19 protein-coding genes and 1 pseudogene are annotated in these 22247 nt (G+C 71.2%); 5 read left to right on the forward strand and 15 right to left on the reverse strand.

Annotated features, from left to right (window positions below):
* Nucleotides 1-36: 36 nt before the first annotated feature.
* On the reverse strand, nucleotides 37-1980 hold the full coding sequence (asnB, locus tag EL493_RS13635) for an asparagine synthase (glutamine-hydrolyzing) (protein ID WP_019046170.1): 1944 nt from the start codon (nucleotides 1978-1980) through the stop codon (nucleotides 37-39).
* Between the two features lie 352 nt (nucleotides 1981-2332).
* Between asnB and ctaC the strand changes: the two genes are divergently transcribed.
* Nucleotides 2333-3454, forward strand: a complete 1122-nt coding sequence (gene ctaC / locus EL493_RS13640) for an aa3-type cytochrome oxidase subunit II (RefSeq protein WP_030204020.1) — start codon at nucleotides 2333-2335, stop codon at nucleotides 3452-3454.
* Between the two features lie 10 nt (nucleotides 3455-3464).
* On the forward strand, nucleotides 3465-3881 hold the full coding sequence (locus EL493_RS13645; RefSeq protein WP_019046172.1) for a cytochrome c oxidase subunit 4: 417 nt from the start codon (nucleotides 3465-3467) through the stop codon (nucleotides 3879-3881).
* An 82-nt stretch (nucleotides 3882-3963) separates the two neighbouring features.
* Here the strand turns inward: EL493_RS13645 and EL493_RS13650 are convergent, their stop codons facing one another.
* The 13 genes from EL493_RS13650 to EL493_RS13710 form a co-directional block, all read right to left on the reverse strand.
* Nucleotides 3964-5235 carry an FAD-binding oxidoreductase gene (locus EL493_RS13650; RefSeq protein WP_019046173.1) on the reverse strand — a complete coding sequence of 424 codons (1272 nt, stop codon included), beginning with the start codon at nucleotides 5233-5235 and terminating at the stop codon, nucleotides 3964-3966.
* 51 nt (nucleotides 5236-5286) lie between these two features.
* Nucleotides 5287-6837 (reverse strand): alkaline phosphatase D family protein, encoded by a 1551-nt coding sequence (locus tag EL493_RS13655; RefSeq protein WP_019046174.1) that lies wholly within the window; start codon nucleotides 6835-6837, stop codon nucleotides 5287-5289.
* Nucleotides 6838-6920: 83 nt separating this feature from the next.
* Nucleotides 6921-8309, reverse strand: coding sequence for an ABC1 kinase family protein (locus EL493_RS13660; protein WP_022566012.1), 1389 nt, complete (start codon nucleotides 8307-8309; stop codon nucleotides 6921-6923).
* A gap of 178 nt (nucleotides 8310-8487) precedes the next feature.
* The gene (locus EL493_RS13665) at nucleotides 8488-9216 is read right to left on the reverse strand and encodes a lysophospholipid acyltransferase family protein (protein ID WP_019046176.1); all 729 of its coding nucleotides are present in this window, start codon (nucleotides 9214-9216) and stop codon (nucleotides 8488-8490) included.
* A 117-nt stretch (nucleotides 9217-9333) separates the two neighbouring features.
* Complete coding sequence (locus EL493_RS13670; RefSeq protein ID WP_019046177.1) at nucleotides 9334-10329, reverse strand: ROK family protein; 996 nt, start codon at nucleotides 10327-10329, stop codon at nucleotides 9334-9336.
* Nucleotides 10326-11105, reverse strand: a complete 780-nt coding sequence (locus tag EL493_RS32720; protein WP_019046178.1) for a hypothetical protein — start codon at nucleotides 11103-11105, stop codon at nucleotides 10326-10328. The genes EL493_RS13670 and EL493_RS32720 overlap by 4 nt, the downstream gene beginning before the upstream one ends.
* On the reverse strand, nucleotides 11095-12375 hold the full coding sequence (locus tag EL493_RS13680) for an ArsA family ATPase (RefSeq protein WP_232017322.1): 1281 nt from the start codon (nucleotides 12373-12375) through the stop codon (nucleotides 11095-11097). The genes EL493_RS32720 and EL493_RS13680 overlap by 11 nt, the downstream gene beginning before the upstream one ends.
* A complete protein-coding gene (locus EL493_RS13685; RefSeq protein ID WP_019046180.1) occupies nucleotides 12372-12809 on the reverse strand; it encodes an SRPBCC family protein in 438 nt (145 codons plus the stop codon). Before EL493_RS13685 ends, EL493_RS13680 begins: the two co-directional genes overlap by 4 nt.
* A gap of 53 nt (nucleotides 12810-12862) precedes the next feature.
* On the reverse strand, nucleotides 12863-13258 hold the full coding sequence (locus tag EL493_RS13690) for a hypothetical protein (protein ID WP_019046181.1): 396 nt from the start codon (nucleotides 13256-13258) through the stop codon (nucleotides 12863-12865).
* A gap of 43 nt (nucleotides 13259-13301) precedes the next feature.
* Nucleotides 13302-14429 (reverse strand): glycosyltransferase family 4 protein, encoded by a 1128-nt coding sequence (locus tag EL493_RS13695; RefSeq protein ID WP_019046182.1) that lies wholly within the window; start codon nucleotides 14427-14429, stop codon nucleotides 13302-13304.
* Between the two features lie 19 nt (nucleotides 14430-14448).
* The gene (locus tag EL493_RS13700; RefSeq protein ID WP_019046183.1) at nucleotides 14449-15462 is read right to left on the reverse strand and encodes a hypothetical protein; all 1014 of its coding nucleotides are present in this window, start codon (nucleotides 15460-15462) and stop codon (nucleotides 14449-14451) included.
* A 7-nt stretch (nucleotides 15463-15469) separates the two neighbouring features.
* A complete protein-coding gene (locus EL493_RS13705) occupies nucleotides 15470-16534 on the reverse strand; it encodes an NlpC/P60 family protein (RefSeq protein ID WP_019046184.1) in 1065 nt (354 codons plus the stop codon).
* Nucleotides 16535-16713: 179 nt separating this feature from the next.
* Nucleotides 16714-17283 (reverse strand): C40 family peptidase, encoded by a 570-nt coding sequence (locus tag EL493_RS13710; RefSeq protein ID WP_019046185.1) that lies wholly within the window; start codon nucleotides 17281-17283, stop codon nucleotides 16714-16716.
* 547 nt (nucleotides 17284-17830) lie between these two features.
* Between EL493_RS13710 and EL493_RS13715 the strand changes: the two are divergent.
* The 3 genes and pseudogenes from EL493_RS13715 to EL493_RS13725 form a co-directional block, all read left to right on the forward strand.
* Nucleotides 17831-19399 (forward strand): annotated as a pseudogene (locus EL493_RS13715) (DEDD exonuclease domain-containing protein); the annotation flags it as partial.
* Nucleotides 19400-20255: 856 nt separating this feature from the next.
* Nucleotides 20256-20807, forward strand: a complete 552-nt coding sequence (gene trpF, locus EL493_RS13720) for a phosphoribosylanthranilate isomerase (RefSeq protein WP_019046187.1) — start codon at nucleotides 20256-20258, stop codon at nucleotides 20805-20807.
* A 4-nt stretch (nucleotides 20808-20811) separates the two neighbouring features.
* Entirely contained in the window at nucleotides 20812-21087 is a 276-nt protein-coding gene (locus EL493_RS13725; protein WP_019046188.1) for an Lrp/AsnC family transcriptional regulator, read from the forward strand.
* A 13-nt stretch (nucleotides 21088-21100) separates the two neighbouring features.
* Here EL493_RS13725 and trpD read toward each other — a convergent pair whose 3' ends face one another.
* Nucleotides 21101-22162 (reverse strand): anthranilate phosphoribosyltransferase, encoded by a 1062-nt coding sequence (gene trpD, locus EL493_RS13730; RefSeq protein WP_019046189.1) that lies wholly within the window; start codon nucleotides 22160-22162, stop codon nucleotides 21101-21103.
* Nucleotides 22163-22247: the final 85 nt, after the last annotated feature.

The following is a 22247-nucleotide window of genomic DNA, read 5'->3' on the forward strand; positions in this document are numbered from 1 at the left end:
CGTTGGATCGAGGGGGCGTTCGTGCGCCGTGGGGGACTACAGCGAGACCGGGTAGACCGGCTCCTGGATCTCCGGCTTGATCCGGTCCTCGACGAAGATGCCGTGCCAGACCATGAAGACCAGCAGGGTCCACAGGCGGCGGCTGTGGTCGGACACGCCTGCCTTGTGGTCGCGCAGCATCTGCAGGACCGCGGCCTTGTCGATGAGGTGGTCGGTCTGCGACTCGGCGATCTGGGCCTGCGCCCAGTCGTAGAGCTCGGTGCCGCGCAGCCAGTGCCGCAGCGGGACCGGGAAGCCGAGCTTGGCGCGGTTGAGGACATGGTCGGGGACGATCCCGTCCAGGGCCTGGCGCAGCGCGTACTTCGAGGTCTCCTTGGTGATCTTCTGGTCGTAGGGCAGGCCCTGGGCGACCCGCATGACCTCGTTGTCCAGGAACGGCACGCGCAGTTCCAGCGAGTTGGCCATGGTCATCTTGTCGGCCTTGACCAGGATGTCGCCGCGCAGCCAGGTGAACAGGTCCAGGTGCTGCATGCGCGCCACCGGGTCCCAGCCCGCGGACTGGGCGTAGATCGGGGCGGTGACGTCCTGGTGGGTCCACTCGGGCCGGAACTCGCGCAGCACCGAGCGCAGCTGCGCGTCGTTGAAGCTGCGGGCGTTGCCGTAGTAGCGGTCCTCGAGGGTGAGCGAGCCGCGCTGCAGCAGCGACTTGCCCCGCCTGCCGTCGGGGATCTTGTCGCCGAGCTTGCCGACGAGCTTGCGCAGCCCGGCGGGCAGGTACTCGAACGGCTTGAGCGACAAGGGCTCCCGGTAGATGGTGTAGCCGCCGAACAGCTCGTCGGCGCCCTCGCCGGACAGCACCACCTTGACGTGCTTGCGGGCCTCCTTGGCCACGAAGTACAGGGGCACCAGCGCCGGGTCGGCGACCGGGTCGTCGAGGTACCAGACGATCTCCGGGATGGCGGCGGCGAACTCGGCGGGCGAGACCACCTTCACGATGTGGCGGGCGCCGATCAGCTCGGCGCTCTCGGCGGCCACGTCGACCTCGGAGTAGCCCTCGCGCTCGAACCCGGTGGTGAAGGTGATCAGCTTCGGGTTGTGCCGCATGGCCAGCGCCGCGATGGCGGTGGAGTCGATGCCGCCGGACAGGAACGAGCCGACGGTGACATCGGCGCGCATGTGCTTGGCGACGGAGTCCTCGAGCGCGGCCGCGATCTCGGCGTAGCGGGCCTGGGCGGCGCCCTCGGCGAACGGCCGGACCCGGAAGTCGGGACGGAAGTAGCGGGTGGCCTGCGGTGCCTGCCCGACCTTCACCGTGGCGTAGGTGCCGGATTCGAGGCGGCGGATGTTGCGGTGCAGCGACTCGGGCTCGGGCACGTACTGCAGCACGGTGTAGTGCTCGAGCGCGCGCGGGTCCAGCTCGTCGGAGACGCCGAGCGGGCTCAGCAGTTCCAGCACGCTCTTCTTCTCGCTGGCGAAAGCGGTGCCGCCGGGGCCGGTCGCGTAGAACAGCGGCTTGATGCCGAACGGGTCGCGCGCCAGGAACAGCTCCTGGGTCTCGGTGTCCCAGATCGCGAAGGCGAACATGCCGCGCAGCTTGCGCACGGCCTCGGGACCCCAGAAGTGGAACGCGGCCACGATGGACTCGCCGTCGCCGTCGGTGGCGAAGATCTTGCCCTCGGGGAACTCGGCGCCGTGCTCGGCGGCCAGCTGCTCGCGCAGTTCCAGGTAGTTGTAGATCTCGCCGTTGAAGGTCATGGCGTAGCGCTGCGGGTTGTCGGCGGGGCCCCACCGCAGCGGCTGGTGCGAGTGCTCGATGTCGATGATCGACAGGCGGTTGAAGCCGAAGATCATGTGCTCGTCGTGCCAGGTGCCCTTCTCGTCGGGCCCACGGTGCCGCTGGCAGTGCAGCGCGTCGTACACCTGATCGACCACCGCGGTCGTCGCCGTATCAGCTGTCAGGAATCCGAGCAGTCCGCACACGGTGTCGGCAACCTTCTCTCGTTCGATGATGGGGTGGCCACGTACGGGCCGAAACGCTGTGTCCGAGTATGCCGCACACCCGCGCGACGCGCCGCGTCCAACCCGTCGCAGCGGCCGATGGACGGCCCGCGCACCGGCAAACCCCAGGTCGCCGCGTCCGGCACGGTCACGGCGGAGTGTCGAACACGACCCCGCGACAAGTCAGCGCCCGCTTTGGTCTACGCTGCGTAGTACTCAGGTCCTTCTCAGGTGTGCAGGCGTCACAGCGGCAATACTCGAGGGCGGCCTGAAACGTGCTTGAAAGCGGTGTCGGAACGGGCGGATCGCGGCCCGGACGACGCAATGTGTCGGAATGTGTAGCGACCAGGAAGGCGTGAGCGTGGCGCACAAGGCGAGCGAAGAGATCGGGGCACGACCCGTTCGGGGTCGGCAGGGCCGCATCCTTCGACGGGCCGGGCTGGCGGTGTCCTTGGGGATCACTGCCGTCCTCGTCTCGGGCTGCTCGATCGACAATGTTTGGCTTCGGTTCGGCTGGCCCTCGGGCATCACGCCGCAGGCCACCCGGATGCGGGAGCTGTGGACCTGGTCCGTGCTGGCCGCGCTCGCCATGGGCGTGCTGGTCTGGGGCCTGACCTTCTGGACCGTCATCATGCACCGCAAGCGCAAGGACTCCCCGGAGTTCCCGCGCCAGACGGGCTACAACGTGTCGCTGGAGCTGACCTACACGGCGATCCCGTTCGTGATCATCGCGGTGCTGTTCTACTTCACCGTGGTCGTGCAGAACTACGTGCACGAGAAGACCGACAACCCGGATGTCACCGTCGACGTGACCGCCTTCCAGTGGAACTGGAAGTTCGGCTACCGCAACGTGAACAACGTCGGTGGGCTCACCTGGAACGGCATCGACACCGAGCGTGAGCTGGCCAACGAGGAGCAGCTGGCCCGCTACGAGGAGCGCAAGAACGAAGAGGGTCACCCGCAGCCGGGCCCGGTGCACGGCAAGCCGGAGAACGACATCCTCTCGTACCTGCACTACGACAAGGTCGAGACCATCGGTTCCAGCACCGAGATCCCGGTCCTGGTGCTGCCGACCGGCAAGCGCATCGAGTTCCAGCTCGCCGCCGCCGACGTGATCCACGCCTTCTGGGTGCCGGAGTTCATGTTCAAGCGCGACGTGATGCCGAACCCGAAGGAAAACCAGTCCGACAACGTCTTCCAGATCTCCGAGATCGAGAAGGAAGGCGCGTTCGTCGGCCGCTGCGCCGAGATGTGCGGCACCTACCACTCGATGATGAACTTCGAGGTCCGCGCGGTGTCGCCGGAGAAGTACGCCAAGTACATGCAGGCGCGCATCGAGGGCAAGACCAACGGTGAGGCCCTCGAGTCGATCGGTGAGTCGCCGATCGCCACCTCCACGTATCCCTTCAACACCAAGCGTGACAGCAAGAGCGCTTCGGTGAACGAGAGCAAGTGAGGATTCTGATATGAGGATCGAAGCGCGGATCTTCGAACTGCTCACGGCGTTCTTCATCCTGGTGGGCATCGTCTACGGCTTCTTCACCGCGCAGTCGCGCACCGGCATCGAATGGGCCGGTACCACCGCGATCGTGCTGACCGCGGGTCTGTCGCTGATCATCGGCACCTACTTCCGGTTCGTCGCGCGCCGCATCGACCTGCGGCCCGAGGACTACGAGGAGGCCGAGATCGTGGACGGCGCCGGCGACCTGGGCTTCTTCTCGCCCGGTAGCTTCTGGCCCATCCTGCTCGCGGCCGCCGGTTCGGTCACCGCGCTGGGCCTGGCGTTCTTCCAGTTCTGGCTGATCGGCCTCGGCGTGGCCCTCGTGCTCGCCGCCGCCGCGGGCCTGGTGTTCGAGTACTACCTCGGCGCCGAGAAGCACTGAGCGACAGCTACACACACAGCTCCACACAGACAAAGGAAAGGCCCCACCGGAATCCGGTGGGGCCTTTCCTGTCGGGCCGTGGTCAGACGCTGTAGCGCAGCGCCTGCTCCGAGCGGCAGATGTCGTCGATGCCGGACACGATCTCGCGCAGCTGCTCGGAGGGCAGCGCGGAGGGGCGCAGGCGGCAGGTGAAGGTGATCAGGCCGTAGTCGGCGGGGGAGAGGCCACGGGCGGCGGCCTCGGCGCGCAGGTACGGCGAGCGCACACCGTAGGTCATCGCCGAGATGACGGTGAAGCAGCCGGTGCGCTCGCGATGGTCGGCGAACAGGTCGTGCAGGCCGTAGAACACCGAGCCGTAGTTGGCCAGCGGCGCGAACACGCCCACGCGGTAGGCGGGGCCACGCTCCGACGAGCTGATCACGGTGTCGGCCAGGTACTCCGCGTCGCGCATGGTGAGCACCTTGGGCGCGAACATCAGCGCGCCCGCCGCCGCGTTGCGCACCGGCATACCCGCGCGCCCGCCCGCGGCGGAGGCGATGGCGCCCAGCGACTTCCGGGTGCGGGTGCCGACCTCACGCCGGGCCCGCAGGCCGCGGGTGGGGGCGGTGGGGTAGAGGCTCGACCACTGGCCGAAGCGCACGGCGCCGAGGGTCACCTGGCCCGCGCCGACCGGACGCGCCACCTTCAGCGGGGCGGTGTCGACCCAGCGGCCGACCTGCAGCGCCGCGCTGCCCGGGTTGGTGATCTCGGTGGTGGCGTGCTCGACGAAGGAGTCGAAGTCCAGGAACCGGTCGGCGTCGGTGGTGAGCCAGGTGTGGTCCTTGTCGACCTCCACGACGTCGAGGGTCAGCGCGGTGATGATGCCCGCGCGACCGCCCGCGCCCAGGATGCGATGGAAGCGCTCGGTGTGGTGCCCGCGCCCGCAGGTGCCGATCCGGCCGTCGGGGTCGACGTACTCGAGGTCGACGATCTGGTCGATGAACATGCCGTAGCGATGCGAGGCGGTGCTCACGCCGCCGACCGAGGCGAACCCGCCCGCGGTGATGTCGCGGTGGTCGCCCACCACGGGCAGGCCGAGGCCGTGCGCGCCGAGGCGGCGGTCGATCTCGGAGAGCTTGGCGCCGGCCTGCACCCGCACGGTCCGCCTGCCGAGGTTGATGTCGAGCACCGAGTTCATCTTGCGCAGCGAGAGCACCGCGCGCTGATCGGTCAGTCCATAGGACTCTTCGGTCTGCTCGCCGCCACGAACCGTCAAGCGTTCCGATCGATCGCGCGAATCACGTACAGTGCGAACGACATCCGCGGTGTCCCGGGGGAGATACTCTTCGGAGATGACGGTGTTCGGCGTGCCCATGACCGCATAGCTAACCACAGCTGGGCGATTCTTGCGCACGGTACCTGCGACCTACTTCCGCGTAGCGGCGAGCTGTTTGGTGAACAGGACTTTCCCGGTGGCGTCGCACAGGTCGACGGTCAGGTCGCCGGAGCGCCCGTCGATGCGGACCTCGCCGAAATGCTGGAACTGCGGGTCCAGCGGCGAGGTGTTCGGCTCCGGCGGCGCGTGCACGAAGACGGCCTCGGGCCCGAAGGTGGGATCGAGCTGGTTGGGCCCGAACGCGCCTGCGTTGAGCGGGCCGGAGACGAACTCCCAGAACTCGTCGAACTCGGTGAAGTCCGCGCGGGCCGGCGAGTAGTGGTGCGCGGCGGTGTAGTGCACGTCGGCGGTGAGCCAGACGACGTCGCGGACCCGGTTCGACTTGATCGCCGCCAGCACGCGGGCGATCTCGGTCTCGCGGCCCGAGGGCGCCCCGGGCGCCCCGTTGGCCGGGCCCTCGAAGGCGGTCTTGCCGTCGGGGACGATCAGGCCCAGCGGCAGGTCGGCGGCGACGATCTTCCAGGTGGCCTTCGAGTCCCGCAGGCCCTCGATGAGCCAGCTGGTCTGCGCGGTGCCCAGGACGGCGCCCTGCGGTGCGGTGTTGGCGCCGTTGGCGTCCTTGTAGGTGCGCATGTCCAGGACGAACACGTCCAGCAGCGGGCCGTAGGAGATCTTGCGGTACAGGCGCCCGTCGACGGCCTCCTTCGGCTCCAGCGGCATCCACTCGTGGAAGGCCTGCCAGGAGCGAGTGGCCAGGGTGTCCATGCTGCGCTCGGTGTAGCCCTTGTCGGCGGCCACGGTGCCGCCGGGGTACCAGTTGTTGGTGGTCTCGTGGTCGTCCCACTGGACCACCTGCGCGACGGCGGCGTTGAAGCGGCGGTAGTTGTCGTCGGTGAGGTTGTAGGCGTAGTTGCCGCGGAACTGGTCGAGGGTCTCGGCGGGGGCGTTCTTGGCCTCGCTGGTGATGTTGCGCCAGATCCGGCCGTCGGGCAGGGTCACCGATTCCTTCAGGGCGTTGTCGGCGTACACGCAGTCGCCGGAGTGCAGGAACAGGTGCGGGTCGCGGGCGGCCATGGTGGCGAAGACCTTCATGCCGCCGACGTCGGGGTTGATGCCGAAGCCCTGGCCCGCCACGTCGCCGGACCACTGCAGGGTGATGTCCGAGGGTGCGGTCGGGGCGGTGCGGAAGACACCCGTCACGGCCTCCGAACCCGCGCCGTCCTCGCCTTCCAGCCGCACCCGGTAGTGCACGAGCTGACCGGCGGGCAGCCCGTTGACGCGGACGCGCCCGGTGCCGTCGGTGTCCGGGGTGAGCAGCGGTCCGGTGAAACGCTGGACGTCGCCGAACTTCTCGGTCGCCGCGGTCTCCACGATCAGCGTGGCGGGCCGGTCCGAGCGCGCCCAGATCAGCGCGCCGTCGCTGCGTGGATCGCCGACGGCGACACCGTGGGTCAGTGCCGGCCTGGCCCGGACCAGGCCGGGACCGTCACCGCACGCGGCCAGCGCGGGAGCGGTCACCAGACCGACGGCGGTGGCGCGCAACAGTGTGCGCCGGGATATCGCGAAATCCGAACCAGCCATGGGGCTCACGGTGCATCGCGGGTCCGAACGCCGGGACGCGCGCGTGGCAACACGACGTGAACGGTCTTGGACGATCGCCCGTCCTACAGGCCGGCGGCCGCGGCGGTGTCGGGGTACCAGCGGGTGCACTCCTCGCGCAGCGGTACCGCCGTCTGGAGCTGGCACAGGACGGCGACACCGCCGAGGAACGAACGCAGGATGGGGGTGTGGCCGGGCGGCATCGTCAGCTGGCGCAGCACATTCGACAGGCGCAGGTCGGTGGCCAGGCGGACCTGTTCGCGCAGCCAGTCGGCCGAGAGCGGGTAGCTCGGCGCCAGCAGGGCCTCGCGGACCGGGCGCAGGCGGGCCGCGACGGTGGCGATGTCGAGGTCGCGGCCGGGGGCGACGAAACCGTGGCGGCGCATCGCGGCCTCGAGATCGGCGGTGGACTCGGCGATCACGGCGGCGCCCACGTCACCGGCGACGTCGAGGAAGGCCGCGGGCCACGGCATGCACGCGCCGAAGTCGACCACGCCCAGGCGGCCGTCGGGCATGCGCAGGAAGTTGCCCGGATGCGGGTCGCCGTAGACGAGGCCGGCGCGGGCGGGCGCGGAGAACAGGAAGCGCAGGATGAGCACGCCGAGCCGGTCGAGTTCGGCGGCCCCGCCACGCAGGATCAGCCGCGACAGCGGCACACCGTCGAGCCATTCGGTGATCAGCACGTCGCCGCGCTGGGCGATCACCCGGCTCAGGACCACGTCCGGATCGTCGGCGAAGGCGGCGGCGAACGCGCGCTGGTTGGCCGCCTCCCGCGCGTAGTCGAGTTCGGCGTTGATCTCCTCGCACAGCGCCTCGATCACCGGGCGGGTGTCGGCGCCGGGCAGCAGCGCGGTGAACAGCGGGGTGGCCCGGCGCAGCGCCTGCAGATCGGCCAGCACCGCGCGGCGGGCCCCCGGGTACATCACCTTCACCGCGACGGGAGTGCCGTCGTGCCAGCGGGCGCGATGCACCTGGCCGACCGAGGCGGCCGCGGCGGCGCGATCGTCGAATTCCAGGAACAGCGAACGCCAGTCGGGCCCGAGCTGCGCGGCCAGTTCGGCGTGCACCGCGGCGGGCAGCATGGCCGGGGCCGAATCGTGCAGGCGGGCAAGGGCTTGCCGGAACGGCTCGGCCAGATCGGGCGCCAGGCCGAGTTCGAGCAGACCGAGCAGCTGACCGAGTTTGGCCACGCAGCCCTTGAGTTCGCCGAGCACCTGGAACAGATGCTCGGCGGTGCGGGTCCTGATCTCGCGGTCGACCTGTTCGGGATCGCGGCCGACGGCGCGCTTGCCGAGCCCGGCGATGCGCCGCCCGGCGTAGGCGACCGGCACCGCGGCCAGCCGGGCACTGCGCACGACTTTGCCGGTCGGCGGAGTGCCGGTGCGCAGATCCGGGGACGGCCTGGCGGGGCGGGCGAACGGGGTCACCCGGCTGTCGGGGTCGCGACCGCGCATGTCCACCTCACTGCCTCACCGACATCCTGTCCCGGATGCCCACCCTGCGGCGTCGTGCCCTGTGCAGGCTACCAATCCGGGCGGGCGGCGTGTCGCGGGTCCGGTACCGATCACCAGCCGGAAACAACTCCGCCGCACGGCACCGGGGTGCGACGTGCGGCGGACTGGGGCGATCGGCTCAGCTGGCGGCGGTGTCCGGGATCCGGGTCGCGTCGAGCTGGCGGTCGGTGGGGGCGACGCCCTTCTTGAGGCTGTGGGCGTACACGTCGACGTACTCCTGGCCGGTGAGGCGCATCAGCTCGTACATGACCTCGTCGGTGACGGCGCGCTCCACGAAGCGGTTGCCGCTCATGCCCTCGTAGCGCGAGAAGTCCAGCGGGGCACCGAACTTCAGGGTGACCTTGTGCCTGCGCCACTTGAACGGTCCGGGCGGGCTCACCTTGTCGGTGCCGATCACGGCCACCGGGATGACCGGGACGCCGGTCTCCAGCGCGAGCCGCGCCATGCCGGTCTTGCCCTTGTACAGGCGGCCGTCGGGGGAGCGGGTGCCCTCCGGGTAGAGGCCGACCAGCATGCCCTTGTCGAGCAGCTTGCGCGCCGCGTTCAGCGCGTCCTCGGCCGCCGAGGCGCCGCTACGGTCGATCGGGTACTGGCCGGTGCCGCTGAAGAAGAACTTCTGCAGGCGGCCCTTGATGCCCGGGGTGGTGAAGTATTCGGCCTTGGCGAGATAGCTGATCCGGCGCGGGCTCAGCAGCGGCGCGAACAGCCAGTCGGAGAACGACAGATGGTTGCCCGCCATGATGGCCGGACCGTCGGTGGGGACGTTCTCCACGCCCTCGACCACGGGCCGGTTGTATAGATGCATGAACGGTCCCGGAAACACGAACTTGAGCAGCCAGTAGAACATGGCGTCCTTTCCCCGGGACCGGGATCGTGGTGTGCAGCCTCGTCGGAATCCGACTTTACCGCTGGTCGCAGGTCACAACCAACCCAGGACGGTAGCCGCCGGACATGGTTGTGACGCTCATCTCGCGGTCCCGCCCGCCACCGGCGTGTCGACCGCGGCCCTGGCCAGTTCCGCGGCGCCGATCATGCCGGCGGCCTCACCCAGCTGGGTGGTGCGCAGCCGGGCCAGCGGACGATGCCCGGCGCCGGTGACCGCGGCCGCGTAGTGCTCGCGGGCCTCGTCCAGGAACAGCGGCGCCGAACTGCTCACGCCGCCGGCGATCACGACCAGATCGGGATCGAAGATGTCGCTGACGAAGGCCAGGCCCAGGCCCAGCCAGCGCGCGAAGTCGGCCATCACCCGCACCGCCAGCGGGTCGCCGTCCTGGGCGGCGCCCGCCACCCGCCGACCGGTGAGTGAGCCGGGGTCGCGGGCGACGTCGCGGGCCAGCACCGAGCGCACCGGATCGGTGGCCAGCAGCTCGATCGCGGTGTCGGCCAGGGCGGTGCCGCTGCAGTAGCGCTCCCAGCAGCCCCGCTTGCCGCAGGCGCAGGCACGGCCCTCCGGGACCATCTGCAGGTGGCCCAGCTCGGGCGCGATGCCGTGGCTGCCGCGGTAGAGCTGTCCGTCGATGAGCAGGGCGGCGCCGATGCCGGTGCCGATCGCGATGAGGACCACGGTGTGCCCGCCCGCCGCGGCCCCGAAGTGGTACTCGGCCCAGCCCGCGGCGTTGGCGTCGTGCTCGAGGATCACCGGCAGCCCCAGTCGGGTGGTCAGCCGCTGGGCCACCGGGGCATCGCGCCAGGGCAGGTGCGGGGCGAACCGGACGGTCGACCGGTCCTCGGAGATGAACCCGGCGACCGCGAGACCGACCGCGGCGATCGGATGCCTGCGCGCCAGCTCGCGCACCGCGCGGTCGATGGCGTCCTCGAGCGCGCGCGCCGAGTGCGGGGTGGGGGCCTGCACAGTGTCGAGCACCTCGCCCTCGGCGTCGACGACCGAGGCGCGGATGTTCGTGCCGCCGACGTCGATCCCGACGGTGAGCAGATGCTGCCGGTCGATCCGCTGGGTCATCCCCGGATCGTCACCGGAATGTCGACATAACGCGAGCGCGGCGCGCGGGTGGAGCGCGATCGATCGTCGCGGGCGGTGTCGGCGGGCTGGGTCGCCGGTCCGGTGCGGGTGTCACCGTCGTGCTCCGGCGGAGTCCCGCGGCCGGCCGTGGTGCCGGGGATGCCCTCGGCGCGCGGTGCCTCGAATTCGTCGACCCGGCGGGGGCGTGGTGCCTGGCTGGATCGGGCCGAGCCCCAGCGGAGGCGGGTCCGGCCCGCGGCCTGGGCGGTGTCGGTGGACGCCGCCGCGTCGGACCCGTGCTCCGTGGCGGCGGGGACCTCGTCGGTCGGCGTCGCCGTGCCAGGGGTGGGGAATCCGGAGCGCGCGGCGTCGTCCGTCGGCCATCCGGTGCCGGTGTGCCCGTGCCGGTCGTCGTCGTAGCCGTACGCGCCGTGCGAATCATGATGTGCCGCCGCGTATTCGGCCCACTCGGGCGGCAGGACCGGTTCCACCGGGACGCCGGCGAGGGCCTCGCGCAGGACGGTCACCATCGAGGTGCCGTGGTCGGCGAGCGCGGCGACCACGTCGTGGTGTTCGCCGCGGACCAGGGCCGCGGCCGCGCAGACCGGGCACCAGGAGCAGCCGCCCAGATCGGCCTGGCCGTCGGCGGCGGTGCGGCGCAGCACCGGCTCCACCCGGGCCAGCAGCACTTCGGCCAGCAGCCGCAGCTCCTCGGTGAACTCGGCGAAACCGTCCGGGTGGTGGCCGCGGCGGTCGGACTGGGACTCAGTGCTCATCTGCGGTGGCCTTCGTGTAGTTCGGATCGGCGGGCCACACCCGCGGATCGGGCCGGAAGCGGACCACCAGGTGACCGTCGTCGAGTTCGGCCCCCGCCACCGTGCAGCGTTGCAGCACCGGCGCGAGCCGGACACGGGTGCGTACCCCGTCGGCTCCCACGATCAGATCGTCCTCCACTCGGCCCAGCCGCAAGGTGCCGGGATCGACCACCGGCAGCCGCATCCGCATGAGGTACACGGAGTCGACACCGGAGCCGGACTCCCATCGAACCATCGGTTCGCCCGAATCCGCGCCCGGAGCGTGCGGAGCGGGCAGCGTGTCGACCGCGTAGGAGAAGGCGGTCAGCGCGTTCACCCCCACCGGTTCGGCGCCGGCGTGCTGGGCGGTCAGGATCGGGACGTCGGTGAGCTGCTCGTGCAGCCGGGCCACCACCTCGAGCTGTTCGGCGCGGCGGTTCAGATACCAGTGCACGGCCGGATGGGCGTGCTCACCGGGCGGCGGCACCGGCGGCAGCACCTTGTTCACCACCACGGCGTCCAGGCGCAGGCCCAGCAGGGCGGCCGCCGACCGCACCCGCCGCGATTCCGCGACGGCCACCTGCTCGGGGCCGGTGATCAGCCGCGCGCTGGTCCTCGTGCGGTCGGCCAGCAGGTCGCGCACCTGGGTGACCGCGCCGACGATGCGTTCCACCGTCGCCGCGAGCACCGCCTTGCGCAGGTCGGGACCGATCGCGCTCATCGTGCGAGCGTGCTTGGGCCACAGGCGTTCCAGATAGCTGAGCAGTGTGTCCGGTGCGGTCACCAGGCGCAGCATGTCGGCCGAGGGCGGGCAGTCGACGACGATGACGTCCCAGTCCTGCTCCTCGGTGTACTGCGCGATCTCCACCAGCATCAGCAGTTCCTGCACGCCTGGCAGCCCGGTGAGCTCGGCCGGGTCCAGCGCGGTGATGTCGATGCCGTGATCGTGCCCGCCGCCCTTCTCCAGCATCCGCACCACGTCGCGGAAGCGATCCTCGAGCAGGGCCAGGGAATCGATCTCGATCACCTCGAGGCCGGGCGCCACCCTGGCCACCCCCGCGACCGTCCCGGGATCGTGCGGGAACCGGAAGCCGAGCGCGTCACCGAGCGAATGGGCCTGGTCCAGCGAGGCGATCAGCACCCGCCGACCGGCGCGCGCGTAGGCCATGCCCGTCGCGCAGGCCAGCGTGGTCTTGCCGACTCCGCCCTTGCCGACGAACAGTTCGACGCGGGTACCGCCGGGGGCGCTCAGCCCTCGACCCGCTTCTTCAGTTCCTTCAAGGCCGTATCGGTGATCACCTTCTCGGCCTTGCGCTTGAACATGCCGATCATCGGGATGTTCAAGTCGACCGTCAGCTCGTAGACCACCTCGGTGCTGCCGTCGGGCCGGTCGCGGAGCTCGTAGCTGCCGTCCTGGGCCTTCTGCAGGTCACCACTGAGCAGTCGCCAGCTCACCGCGCGGCCGTCGGCGCGCCAGGTGTAGGCCAGCACGTAGGTGTCCTTGACGACACCGGCGTCGAGGACGAACCGCGCCGTCGCCGCCCGGCCCGCCGCGTCGGATTCGAGCACCTCGACCGACTGCGCGGCCGCCACCCATTCCGGATACGACGCCAGGTCCGCGATGACGGCCATCACCTGCTGCGACGGGGCCTCGATGACGATCGATCTCTGGGTCCGGTCGGCCATGGCTGACAACGGTTCCTTTCGTGCGGGACGAGCAGTCGGTGCCGGGGGCGTCGTCAGGACGCCGCGGCGGCCGCGGGCGCGACGCCCGCGGGACGACCGGCCTCGAGCCGTGCCTTCAATTCGAACGACATGTCCTTGCCCGCCACCCGGCGGGCCCGGTTCGCCGCGGCCAGCGCGCGCGGCGTCATCGGCTTGGCCGCGGTGGGCTCGGCGTGCAGGAAGTAGTGCAGGATCGCGCCCTCGGGCACGGCTTCCAGCCACACCTCCATGGTCCCGTCCAGCGGGCCTGCCACCGTCCAGCGGATGCCCTTGTCACCGCGATCCTCGCGCACGTCGAGGCGCAGGTCGGGCCACCAGCGGCGCCAGTTGTTGGTGGCGCTCAGCACGTCGGCGATCGCGGCGGGCGGCGCCGCGAGGAAGGTCTGATCTGCGACCTGGATACTGCTCACCTCGCTGAGCGTAGTGGACGCCACACCGGAAGCGGCCGGGGTGTCACCGCAGCAGCTCCCGCAGCCGGGCGACCTGGCGGTCCCAATGCCAGTTCTCCTCCACCCACGCCCGCCCCGCGGCCCCCATGGCGGCGGCCCTGTCGCGGTCGGTGAGCAGCTCCACGACGGCGTCGCTGATCTGCTCGACCGAGCGGCCGTGCACCACCAGACCGGTCTCGCCCTCGCGGACGGTCTCCGGCGCGCCACCGGAGCTGCCCGCCACCACCGGCACCCCGGTGGCCGAGGCCTCCAGGTAGACGATGCCGAGGCCCTCCACGTCCAGGCCGGCGCCGCGGGTGCGGCAGGGCATGGCGAACACGTCGGCGATGGTGTGGTGGGCGGCGAGTTCGCCGGAGGGCACCCGGCCGGTGAACACCACGCTGTCGGTGACGTCGAGCGCCTCGGCCAGGCCGCGCAGCCGGGCCTCGTAGGGTCCGCCGCCCGCGATCACCAGGACCGCGCCGTCGACCCGGGCGCGGATCTCCTTCATCGCCACGATCAGCATGTCCTGGCCCTTGCGCGCGACCAGCCGCGACAGGCACAGCACGGTCGGGCGGTCGCCGAGGCCGTAGCGGGCGCGCAGCTCGGCGCGGGCGGCCGGGTCGGGCCGGAACTCGGCGGGGTCGACGCCCGGCGGCAGGTACTCGAGTGCGGCGCGCGGGCCGAACGCCGAGGCGAACCGGCCCCGGGTGTACTTGCTGACGTAGGTCACCACGTCGGTGTTCTCACCGATCGAGCGCAGCACCTGGCGGGCGCCGGGCAGCATCGACCAGCCGACTTCGTGGCCGTGGGTGCTGGCCAGCACCCGCTCGGCGCCCGCGCGGCGCAGCATCGGCGTCATCGCGGCCAGCGGCGCGGCGGCGCCGAACCAGACGGTGTCGCACTCGTGCTCGCGCAGCAGCGCGCTCGCCCGCCTGACCACGCCCGGGGTGGGCAGCATCAGCGTCGTCGGGTGCCGAACCACGCGGAACTTCTGTGCGGCGTCGAACTTCTCGTGGCTGTCGCCTTTCCAGCGCGGCGCGTAGACCACCAGGTCGTCGGGCGGCAGCTGATTCGCCAGCGCCTGCAGATAGGACTGGATTCCGCCCGGCCGAGGCGGGAAATCATTGGTAACCAGCAGAGTTCGGGCCATAAGGGAACAACCTAACGGTTCAGACGGCGTGGCCGCGCAACCAGGCACGCCAGCCGTCGAGCAGGTCGGTGCGCGAGGCGCCGAGCACCGCGGCGAAGGCGGCGTCCTGCGCCGCTGGGGACTGCGGGCCGGTCGCGAGCCGTTGGTACAGCGTGGTGAGGGTGGCCTGGCCGTAGCGGTCGGCGAGGAACGCGCAGGCGCTCCAGGCGGATTCGTAGGCGAAGGCGGCGTCGGGCCCGGCGAAATCGGCGTCGGTGATCAGTTCGGTGGGCAGGGTGCCCGCGCGTAATCGGGTGGTCAGCGTCGGAGCGATCTGGGAGAAGGTGTTGCCCTGCCCGCGCTGGGCGACATATTCGGCGTAGCCCTCGAGCATCCAGAGCGGAGCGCCGTCGGTGGTGGCGCCTCGGGTCGCCACATGGGTGAGCTCGTGGCGCAGCAGCGTCGCCAGGCCCTCGGTGCCGATCCGGCGGCGCGCGTCGGGGTTGAACACGATCCGCTGATCGGTCGGCCTGGCGCCGGGCGCGTAGGAGCCGGTGAGCGACACCGCCGCCACATCCGCGGTCGTCGCGGCGCCCGCCGCCCTGGTCAGCGCGGTGAACTCGGTGGGCGACCCGGCGACGACGATCACCGGCGCGCGATTCCAGTCGGTGCCCCACACGGTGCTCACGTCGGCGATCGCCGGGGCGAGCTGCTGTTCGAGGATGTCGAGGTCGGTGCGGTGACCCGGGTGCGCGACCAGCAGCGCGTCGGCCTCGCCGCCCGCGGCGACGCGGCGTACGAGGATCGGGCCGAACGGCTGGAGCTCGCGGCGCACCGGGGTGAGCCGGGGGTCGTCGATGCCCTCGGTGGTGTCGAGCACCTCGGCCTCGTCGGTGGCCAGCTGGAGCGGACCGGCGTTGCGCGGCAACAGGATCAGTGCCACGCACGCCCCGGTCAGCAGGGTGACCGAGGCGAGCGTGAGGGTGAATTCGAGGCGGCCGTTGGCCGAGAACCAGGAACGGAGGCCGGACGGGCGGCGCGACGGATCGGTCACCGCCGGCTCAGTATCGCCGGGCCGAGTGGAACGGAGTGGTGTTGATCGGCGCCACGGCCACCGGCACTCCGAAGGTGGAGGCGTGCACCATCATGCCGTTGCCCGCGTAGATGCCGACGTGCGAGATCTCCGGGTAGAACAGCACGACGTCGCCGGGCTGCAGGTCGTCCTTGGCCACGGGGGTGCCGTAGTTCGCCTGCTGGGAGCTGGTGCGCGGCACGTCCTTGCCGACCTGCTTGAAGGCCCACTGGACGAGGCCGGAGCAGTCGAACTTGTCCGGACCGGTGGCGCCCCAGACGTACGGGTCGCCGACCCGGGTGAGCGCCGCGGCCAGCGCGCTGGTGCCGCTGCCGGGAACCAGGCCCTGCAGCAGCGAGTCGCGATCGAAGCCGGGCGGGAACGGCGAGCCGGCCAGAGTGGACTTGTCCCGGGCAGACAGGGCGCCCCAGGCTTCGACGACCTGGGTGGTCGCGACGGTGAGGTCGTTGCGCTTGCGGTCGACCTCGGCGCGCACGGCTTCGGCGGCGGTGGTCGCGGTGCGCGCGGCGTCGGCGGCGGTACGGGCGACCGATTCGGCGGCGGTGGCCACGTCGGCGGCCTGCTTGAACTGCCGAACCCCGTCGGCGGTCTGCTGGGTGAGCACGTCCAGCGTGGACATCTTGTCCAGCAGCTGCTGCGGCGAATTGCTCGACAGCACCGCGAACATGCGATCGGTGCGCGCGCCGGTGTAGGTGGCGATCGCGGTGCGATCGATCATCGGCTGGAACTTGCGCACCTCGGCGCGGGCGGCGTCGGCGACGGCGGTGCTCGCGGCGAGCTTGTCGTCGAGATCGCGCTGCACGGCGAGCTTGGCGTCGAGGTCGGACTGCGCGGTGAGCGAGGCCTGGTTGAGGGCCTCGGCCTGGCGGGACAACTCGACCATCCTGGCGATGGCGTCCCCCGCGGTGGTCGGCAGGGCGACCGGATCGGCGAGGGAGGGTCCAGCCGCGTAGGCGGCGCACACCAGGGTCGCGGCGGAGAGGGCGGCGGCGAGGCCACGCGGGCCGCGCCGGTTCCGGTGGTGTGCAGTCACAGTGCGCGGTGCCCCGTTCTCTTGTTGTCCGCCGATACAGCGCCTTACCCGAACCGGATCCCCGCGTCCGGCGAGAAGGTCTCGATCAGGTTACGGAACTGCGTGTGCCCGTGTCCAGTAGGCCACGGAGTGGTCACGGTGCGCCCTTCCCCGCGAACGACGCACCGCGTCCTTCTCGATCAGAAGCGGCGAGCGCCCGCGAACGGCATCGAGGAGATCGGCGCCAGCTGGACCGGGGTGCCCGAGGTGGAGGCGTGCACCACGTTGCCGTCACCGGCGTAGAGGCCCGAGTGGCCGCCGCCGTAGAACGACACCAGGTCGCCGGGCTGCAGGCTGTCGATGGAGACCGGGGTGCCGGCGCCGAGCTGGGCGTCGCTGGTGCGCGGCAGGTCCATGCCCGCCTGGCGGTAGGCCCACTGGACCAGACCCGAGCAGTCGAAGGCGTCCGGGCCCGCGGCACCGTAGACGTAGGGCGAGCCGACCTTGCTCAGCGCGGCATCGAGGGCGATGTCGGCGGCGGTGGCGCGCGGGGCGGTGAAGACCTGCGGGGCGGCCGGGGTCTCGATGCCGGGGATGCCCTGCGGGATCGGGATCTCGTTGGGGACCTCGAAGGTGCCGATGCCGGGGACGGTGACCGGCGTCGCCGACGCCGGGGCGGCCGGCAGGAGGAACGCGCCGATGGTGGCAGCGCCGACGGCTCCGGCGGCAACGGCTCGCTGCGCCTGACGCTTGACGGTGTTGGTCGCCATGATGCGGGTACTTCCAATCTGCCCCACGACGCCGGGTCCGTATGACGCGGCGGGCTTCATCCCGTCGCACCGTTGCCGGCTCTACGGAACTCCGTGAGGTCTCGAAAAGGTTACGAAGACATCACGGTGGTTTGTAAAGTCGGACATCGGTCCGGGAAGCAAATTCGGCGCGACGGCCGAACTTTGCGTGCGAGCTGCGTCACACCAATCACGAAACGATAACGCCAGGTCGCCGTCGGCGGGCTGCTCGATCGCCGCCGGGCGTGTCGTACCGGGCGTGGTCGCGGCCTATTGGTCTACCCCTAGGGGTGAACCCCCAGGTCGCCTTGGCGCGTCGCCTCTCGAACCGGTCGGTCGCCCAGGCACGCCCCGGCGTCTCGTCCGGTCCGCTCCGGCAGGCTCCGAGCGGTAATCGGTCTTACCCGATGAAATTCGCGGCGGTGATGTGATTCTCGGCAAACTGTGAGCCCGGTCTCATCGAGCCCTGATCAAGGTCATTTTGTTCGCACCGGAACGAAAGTCGCACGCCGAATTACCGGCGGCGAGCATGTCGGACCCCCGTCCTACGCTGCTCGCCGTGCCCGACCCCGTACCGCTTCCGGCCGCCGCGCGTCAGCTGGCCTTCGACGAGCTCGATACCCCGCTGTACGACACCACGTTCGTCGTCGTGGACCTGGAAACGACCGGGACCAGCCCCGACGGGGATTCGATCACCGAGATCGGGGCGGTGAAGGTGCGCGGGGGAGAAGTGCTGGGGGAGTTCGCGACCCTGGTGAATCCGGGCTTCGCGATCCCGCCCGCCATCGTGCAGATCACCGGGATCACCACCGCGATGGTGTACGAGGCGCCGCGCATCGAGGCGGTACTGCCCGGCTTCCTGGAATTCGCCGCGGGCGCGGTGCTGGTGGCGCACAACGCGCGCTTCGACACCGCCTTCCTCAAGGCCGCCGCGGCCCGCCAGGACATCGCCTGGCCCAACCCCCAGGTGCTGTGCACGGTGAAACTGGCGCGGCGGGTACTCACCCGCGATGAAGCCCCCTCGGCCCGGCTCGGTGTCCTGGCGCAGATCCTCGGGGCCTCCACCACACCCACCCACCGCGCCCTCGACGACGCCCGCGCCACCGTCGACGTGCTGCACGCGCTGATCGGCCGGGTCGGCAATCAGGGCGTGCACAGCCTGACCGAGCTGCTCGACTATCTGCCCGGCGTCACCGGAACCCAGCGCGCCAAGCGCACCTTCGCCACCGATCTGCCGTCCGCGCCGGGCGTCTATCTCTTCCGCGGCCCCTCCGACGAAGTCCTCTATATAGGGACGGCGGTGAATCTGCGCCGCCGCGTCCGCAACTACTTCACCGGTTCGGAGACCCGCGGCCGGATGAAAGAGATGGTGGCACTGGCGATCCGGGTCGATCACGTGGTCTGCGCGCACGGCCTGGAGGCGGGCGTGCGCGAGCTGCGACTGCTCGCGGCGCACGCGCCGCCGTACAACCGGCGTTCGAAGTTCCCGCGCCGCGGCTGGTGGCTGACGCTCACCGACGAGCCCTTCCCCCGGCTCACCGCCGTGCGCACACCCTCGCGAACGGCGTTGGGGCCGTTCACTTCCCGGACCGACGCCGTCGACGTGGCGGCCACGATCGCCGAGTTCGCCGGCCTGCGCACCTGCGCCACCCGGCTGTCCCGCAGCGCCCGGCACACCTGCCCGCCCGCCGCCGTCGGCGGGTGCCCGGCCGCGCGCGCCGATGGCGACCTCGACGCCGCGAACTACGCCCCCGCCACGCACGCGGTGCTCGACCTGTTCACCGGCCGCGCCGACACGCTGCTGCGCGCCATGCTCGACCGCATCGAAACCTATTCGGCCGCCCAGCATTTCGAAGCCGCCGCACGCTTGCGCGACCGCGCCGCCGCCGTCGTCACCATGCTGCACCGCACCCAGCGCCTCGCCGCCCTGGCCCGGCTCGCCGAACTGATCGTCGCCCTCCCCGACGGAGAGGGCGGCTGGGAATTCTCGGTCATCCGCTACGGCCGCCTCGCCGCCGCAGGCACCGCCCGCCGAGGCACCCCACCCATGGCAATCGTCGACCAGATCGTCGCGTCCGCCGAAACCGTCGTCCCCGACCTGGGCGACGCGGCATCGTCCCCCCGCCACCCCCGCCCCACCCTCCCGACGACAATCACACCGCCTGGTGCCGCAACATCACCGATCGCGCATACAGCAGACACCGCCGGCGCCCTGTTCACCCACGTCGCCCGCACCGCCCACAACGGCCTCTCCGCCCACGGCGGCCCCGCCCACGACGGCCGTGCTGCCCATGACGGCCCCGCCCACAACGACCACGCCGCCCACACGCACGACGGCCGTCCCGCCCGCAACGGCCGTGCTGCGCACGACAGCCGCCCCGGCTGCAACGGCTGTGCTGCGCACGACGGCCGCCCCGGCTGCAACGGCTGTGCTGCGCACGACGGCTCCGCTGCCCATGACGGCCCCGCCCACAACGATCTCGCCGCCCACGACGGCCCCGTACACGACGGCTGCCCGGCCCGCAACGGCCGTGCTGCGCACGACGGCCGCTTCGGCCGCAACGGCTGTGCTGCGCACGATTGCTGCCCCGGCTGCAACGGCTGTGCTGCCCGCGACGGCGGTGCTGCGCACGACGGCCCGGCGGTCGACGACAGCCCCGTCGCCCACACAGCTGACGACATCCCCCCGCTCCGCGGTGCCCCGCCGGAGGAAGTCGGTGTGATCGCGCGCTGGCTGAGCAAGCCGGGTGCGCGCATCGTGCGTACCAGCGACGGGTACTGCGAGCCGCTGTATGGCGCGGCGCGGTGGAAGGGGTGGGCCGAGCTGGCCCGGACCGCCGCCACCACGCCCAGCGCGGGCGAGCAATACCTGGCGCAACGGTGATCGCGCGGCCGGAGGATCATGGACGCGCCTGCCCCGTTTGGTGGCAGCGGGAGAAAGGGCGAAGGCGCGGATGTTCGTGAAGGTGTGCGGCCTGACCACCGAGGAGCAGATCGACTGGGCGGTCGAGCTGGGCTATTCCGCGATCGGGGTGATGGCCACCCGCAAGAGCAAGCGGTATCGCACGCCCGAACAGGCCCGTGCGCTGGCCGACTACGCGCGCGGCCGGATCACCACCTTCGTCGTGGCGCTGGAGGCCGCCGAGGTCACCGAGGTGGCCGACGCCTTCGACGTGGTCCAGCTCTACCGCTGGACCGACCTGCCCAACCTGGCCTACTGCTCGGCCGAGCCGCCGGAGCCCGGTCAGACCAGCGAGTACTTCTTCTACGACGCCAGCGCCGGTTCCGGGATCTTCGAGGAGTTCCCCGACTGGGTGCGCACGCTGCCGGGCAAGGTCGTGCTGGCCGGCGGGCTCGACCCGGACAATGTCGCGGCCACCATCGCCCGGCACCGGCCCTACGGCGTCGACGTGTCCAGTTCGCTGGAAACGGCACCCGGCGTGAAGAGCCTGGACCTCATGCGACGGTTCAAAGCGGCCACCGAGCGGCCCGAAGTTCTAGGCTGATCCCATGATTACCGCGATCGTGCTGATCCAGGCCGAGAACTCTCGCATCCCCGAGACCGCGCAGGCGCTCGCCGACACCGCAGGCGTGGCCGAGGTGTACTCCTGCGCCGGCGACGTGGACCTGATCGCCATCGTGCGGGTGCGCGATCACGAGCGCATCGCCGAGGTGGTCACCAGCGGCATCGACAAGGTGGCCGGCGTCGTCCGCACCACCACCCATATCGCCTTCAAGTCGTATTCCAGCGCCGACGTGGAAGCCGGATTCTCGCTGGGGGAGTGAGGGTTTCGCTCGCTCAGGACTCGTCGAGCGCCTGGGTGAGCTCGGCCCAGCCCTGCAACAGCTTCGCGGCAGCCCCGCTGTCGACCGCGGCGGCGGCCCGCTCCAGCCCGGCGGTCAGCGCCGCGTCCAGATCCAGGTCGACGTCACCCGCGCCGCGCGAGAGGTCGTAGGCCACGATCGCCGCGGCCGAGTTCAGCAGCACCGCGTCGCGCACCGGCCCCGGCGCCCCGGCGAACATCTCGCGCGCGATCCCGGCGTTGACCTCGGCGTCGCCGCCGCGCAGCGCGTCCAACTCGACCCGGGCGATCCCGAGCCGGGTCGGATCGAGCACCGTCTGCCGGATCCGCCCGCCGCTGACGATCCAGACATCGGTGACGTCGGAGGTGGTGATCTCGTCCAAGCCGTCACGCCCCCGCACGACCAAGGCGCTGGCGCCGCGTTCGGCGAACACCCCCGCGATCACGGGCGCCAGGTCGGCGAACGCGCACCCGATCAGCCCCGCGCGCGGCTGCGCCGGGTTGGTCAGCGGGCCGAGCACGTTGAACACGGTCGGGATGCCGATCTCCTTGCGCGCCGGACCGGCGAAACGCAGCCCGGAGTGGAACAGCGGCGCGAAACAGAATCCGATCCCGGCCTCGCGCACGGATCGCGCCACCGACTCCGGGCCCAGCGTCAGCTTCACCCCGAGCGCTTCGAGCACGTCGGCGCCGCCTGCCTTGGACGAGGCGGCCCGGTTGCCGTGCTTGACCACCGGGACACCCGCGGCGGCCACGACCACCGAGGACATGGTGGAGATGTTGACCGAGCCGGACCGGTCGCCGCCGGTGCCGACGATGTCGACTGCGTCGCCGTCGACATGCACCAGGCGCGCGTGCCCGAGCATGCCCGCGACCATGCCCGCCAGTTCGGACGGGGTGGGGCCCTTGATCTTCATGGCCACGCCGAAGGCCGCGATCTGGGCGGCGGTGGCGTTGTCGGTGAAGATCTCGTCGATCACCCACGTGGTGTCGTCCGCGGCCAGGTCGCCGCCGTCGGCGAGGGTTCCGAGCACCTGGGGCCAGCTGCGCACGCTCATCTGCTCCGCATCTCCGTTCGACAACACCATCGCGCAACTCTGGTCGGGCGCGAGGGGGTAGCGCAAGCCTATTGCGCCGGGTGCC

The sequence above is a fragment of the Nocardia asteroides genome (genome assembly GCF_900637185.1).
Lineage (GTDB): Bacteria > Actinomycetota > Actinomycetes > Mycobacteriales > Mycobacteriaceae > Nocardia > Nocardia asteroides.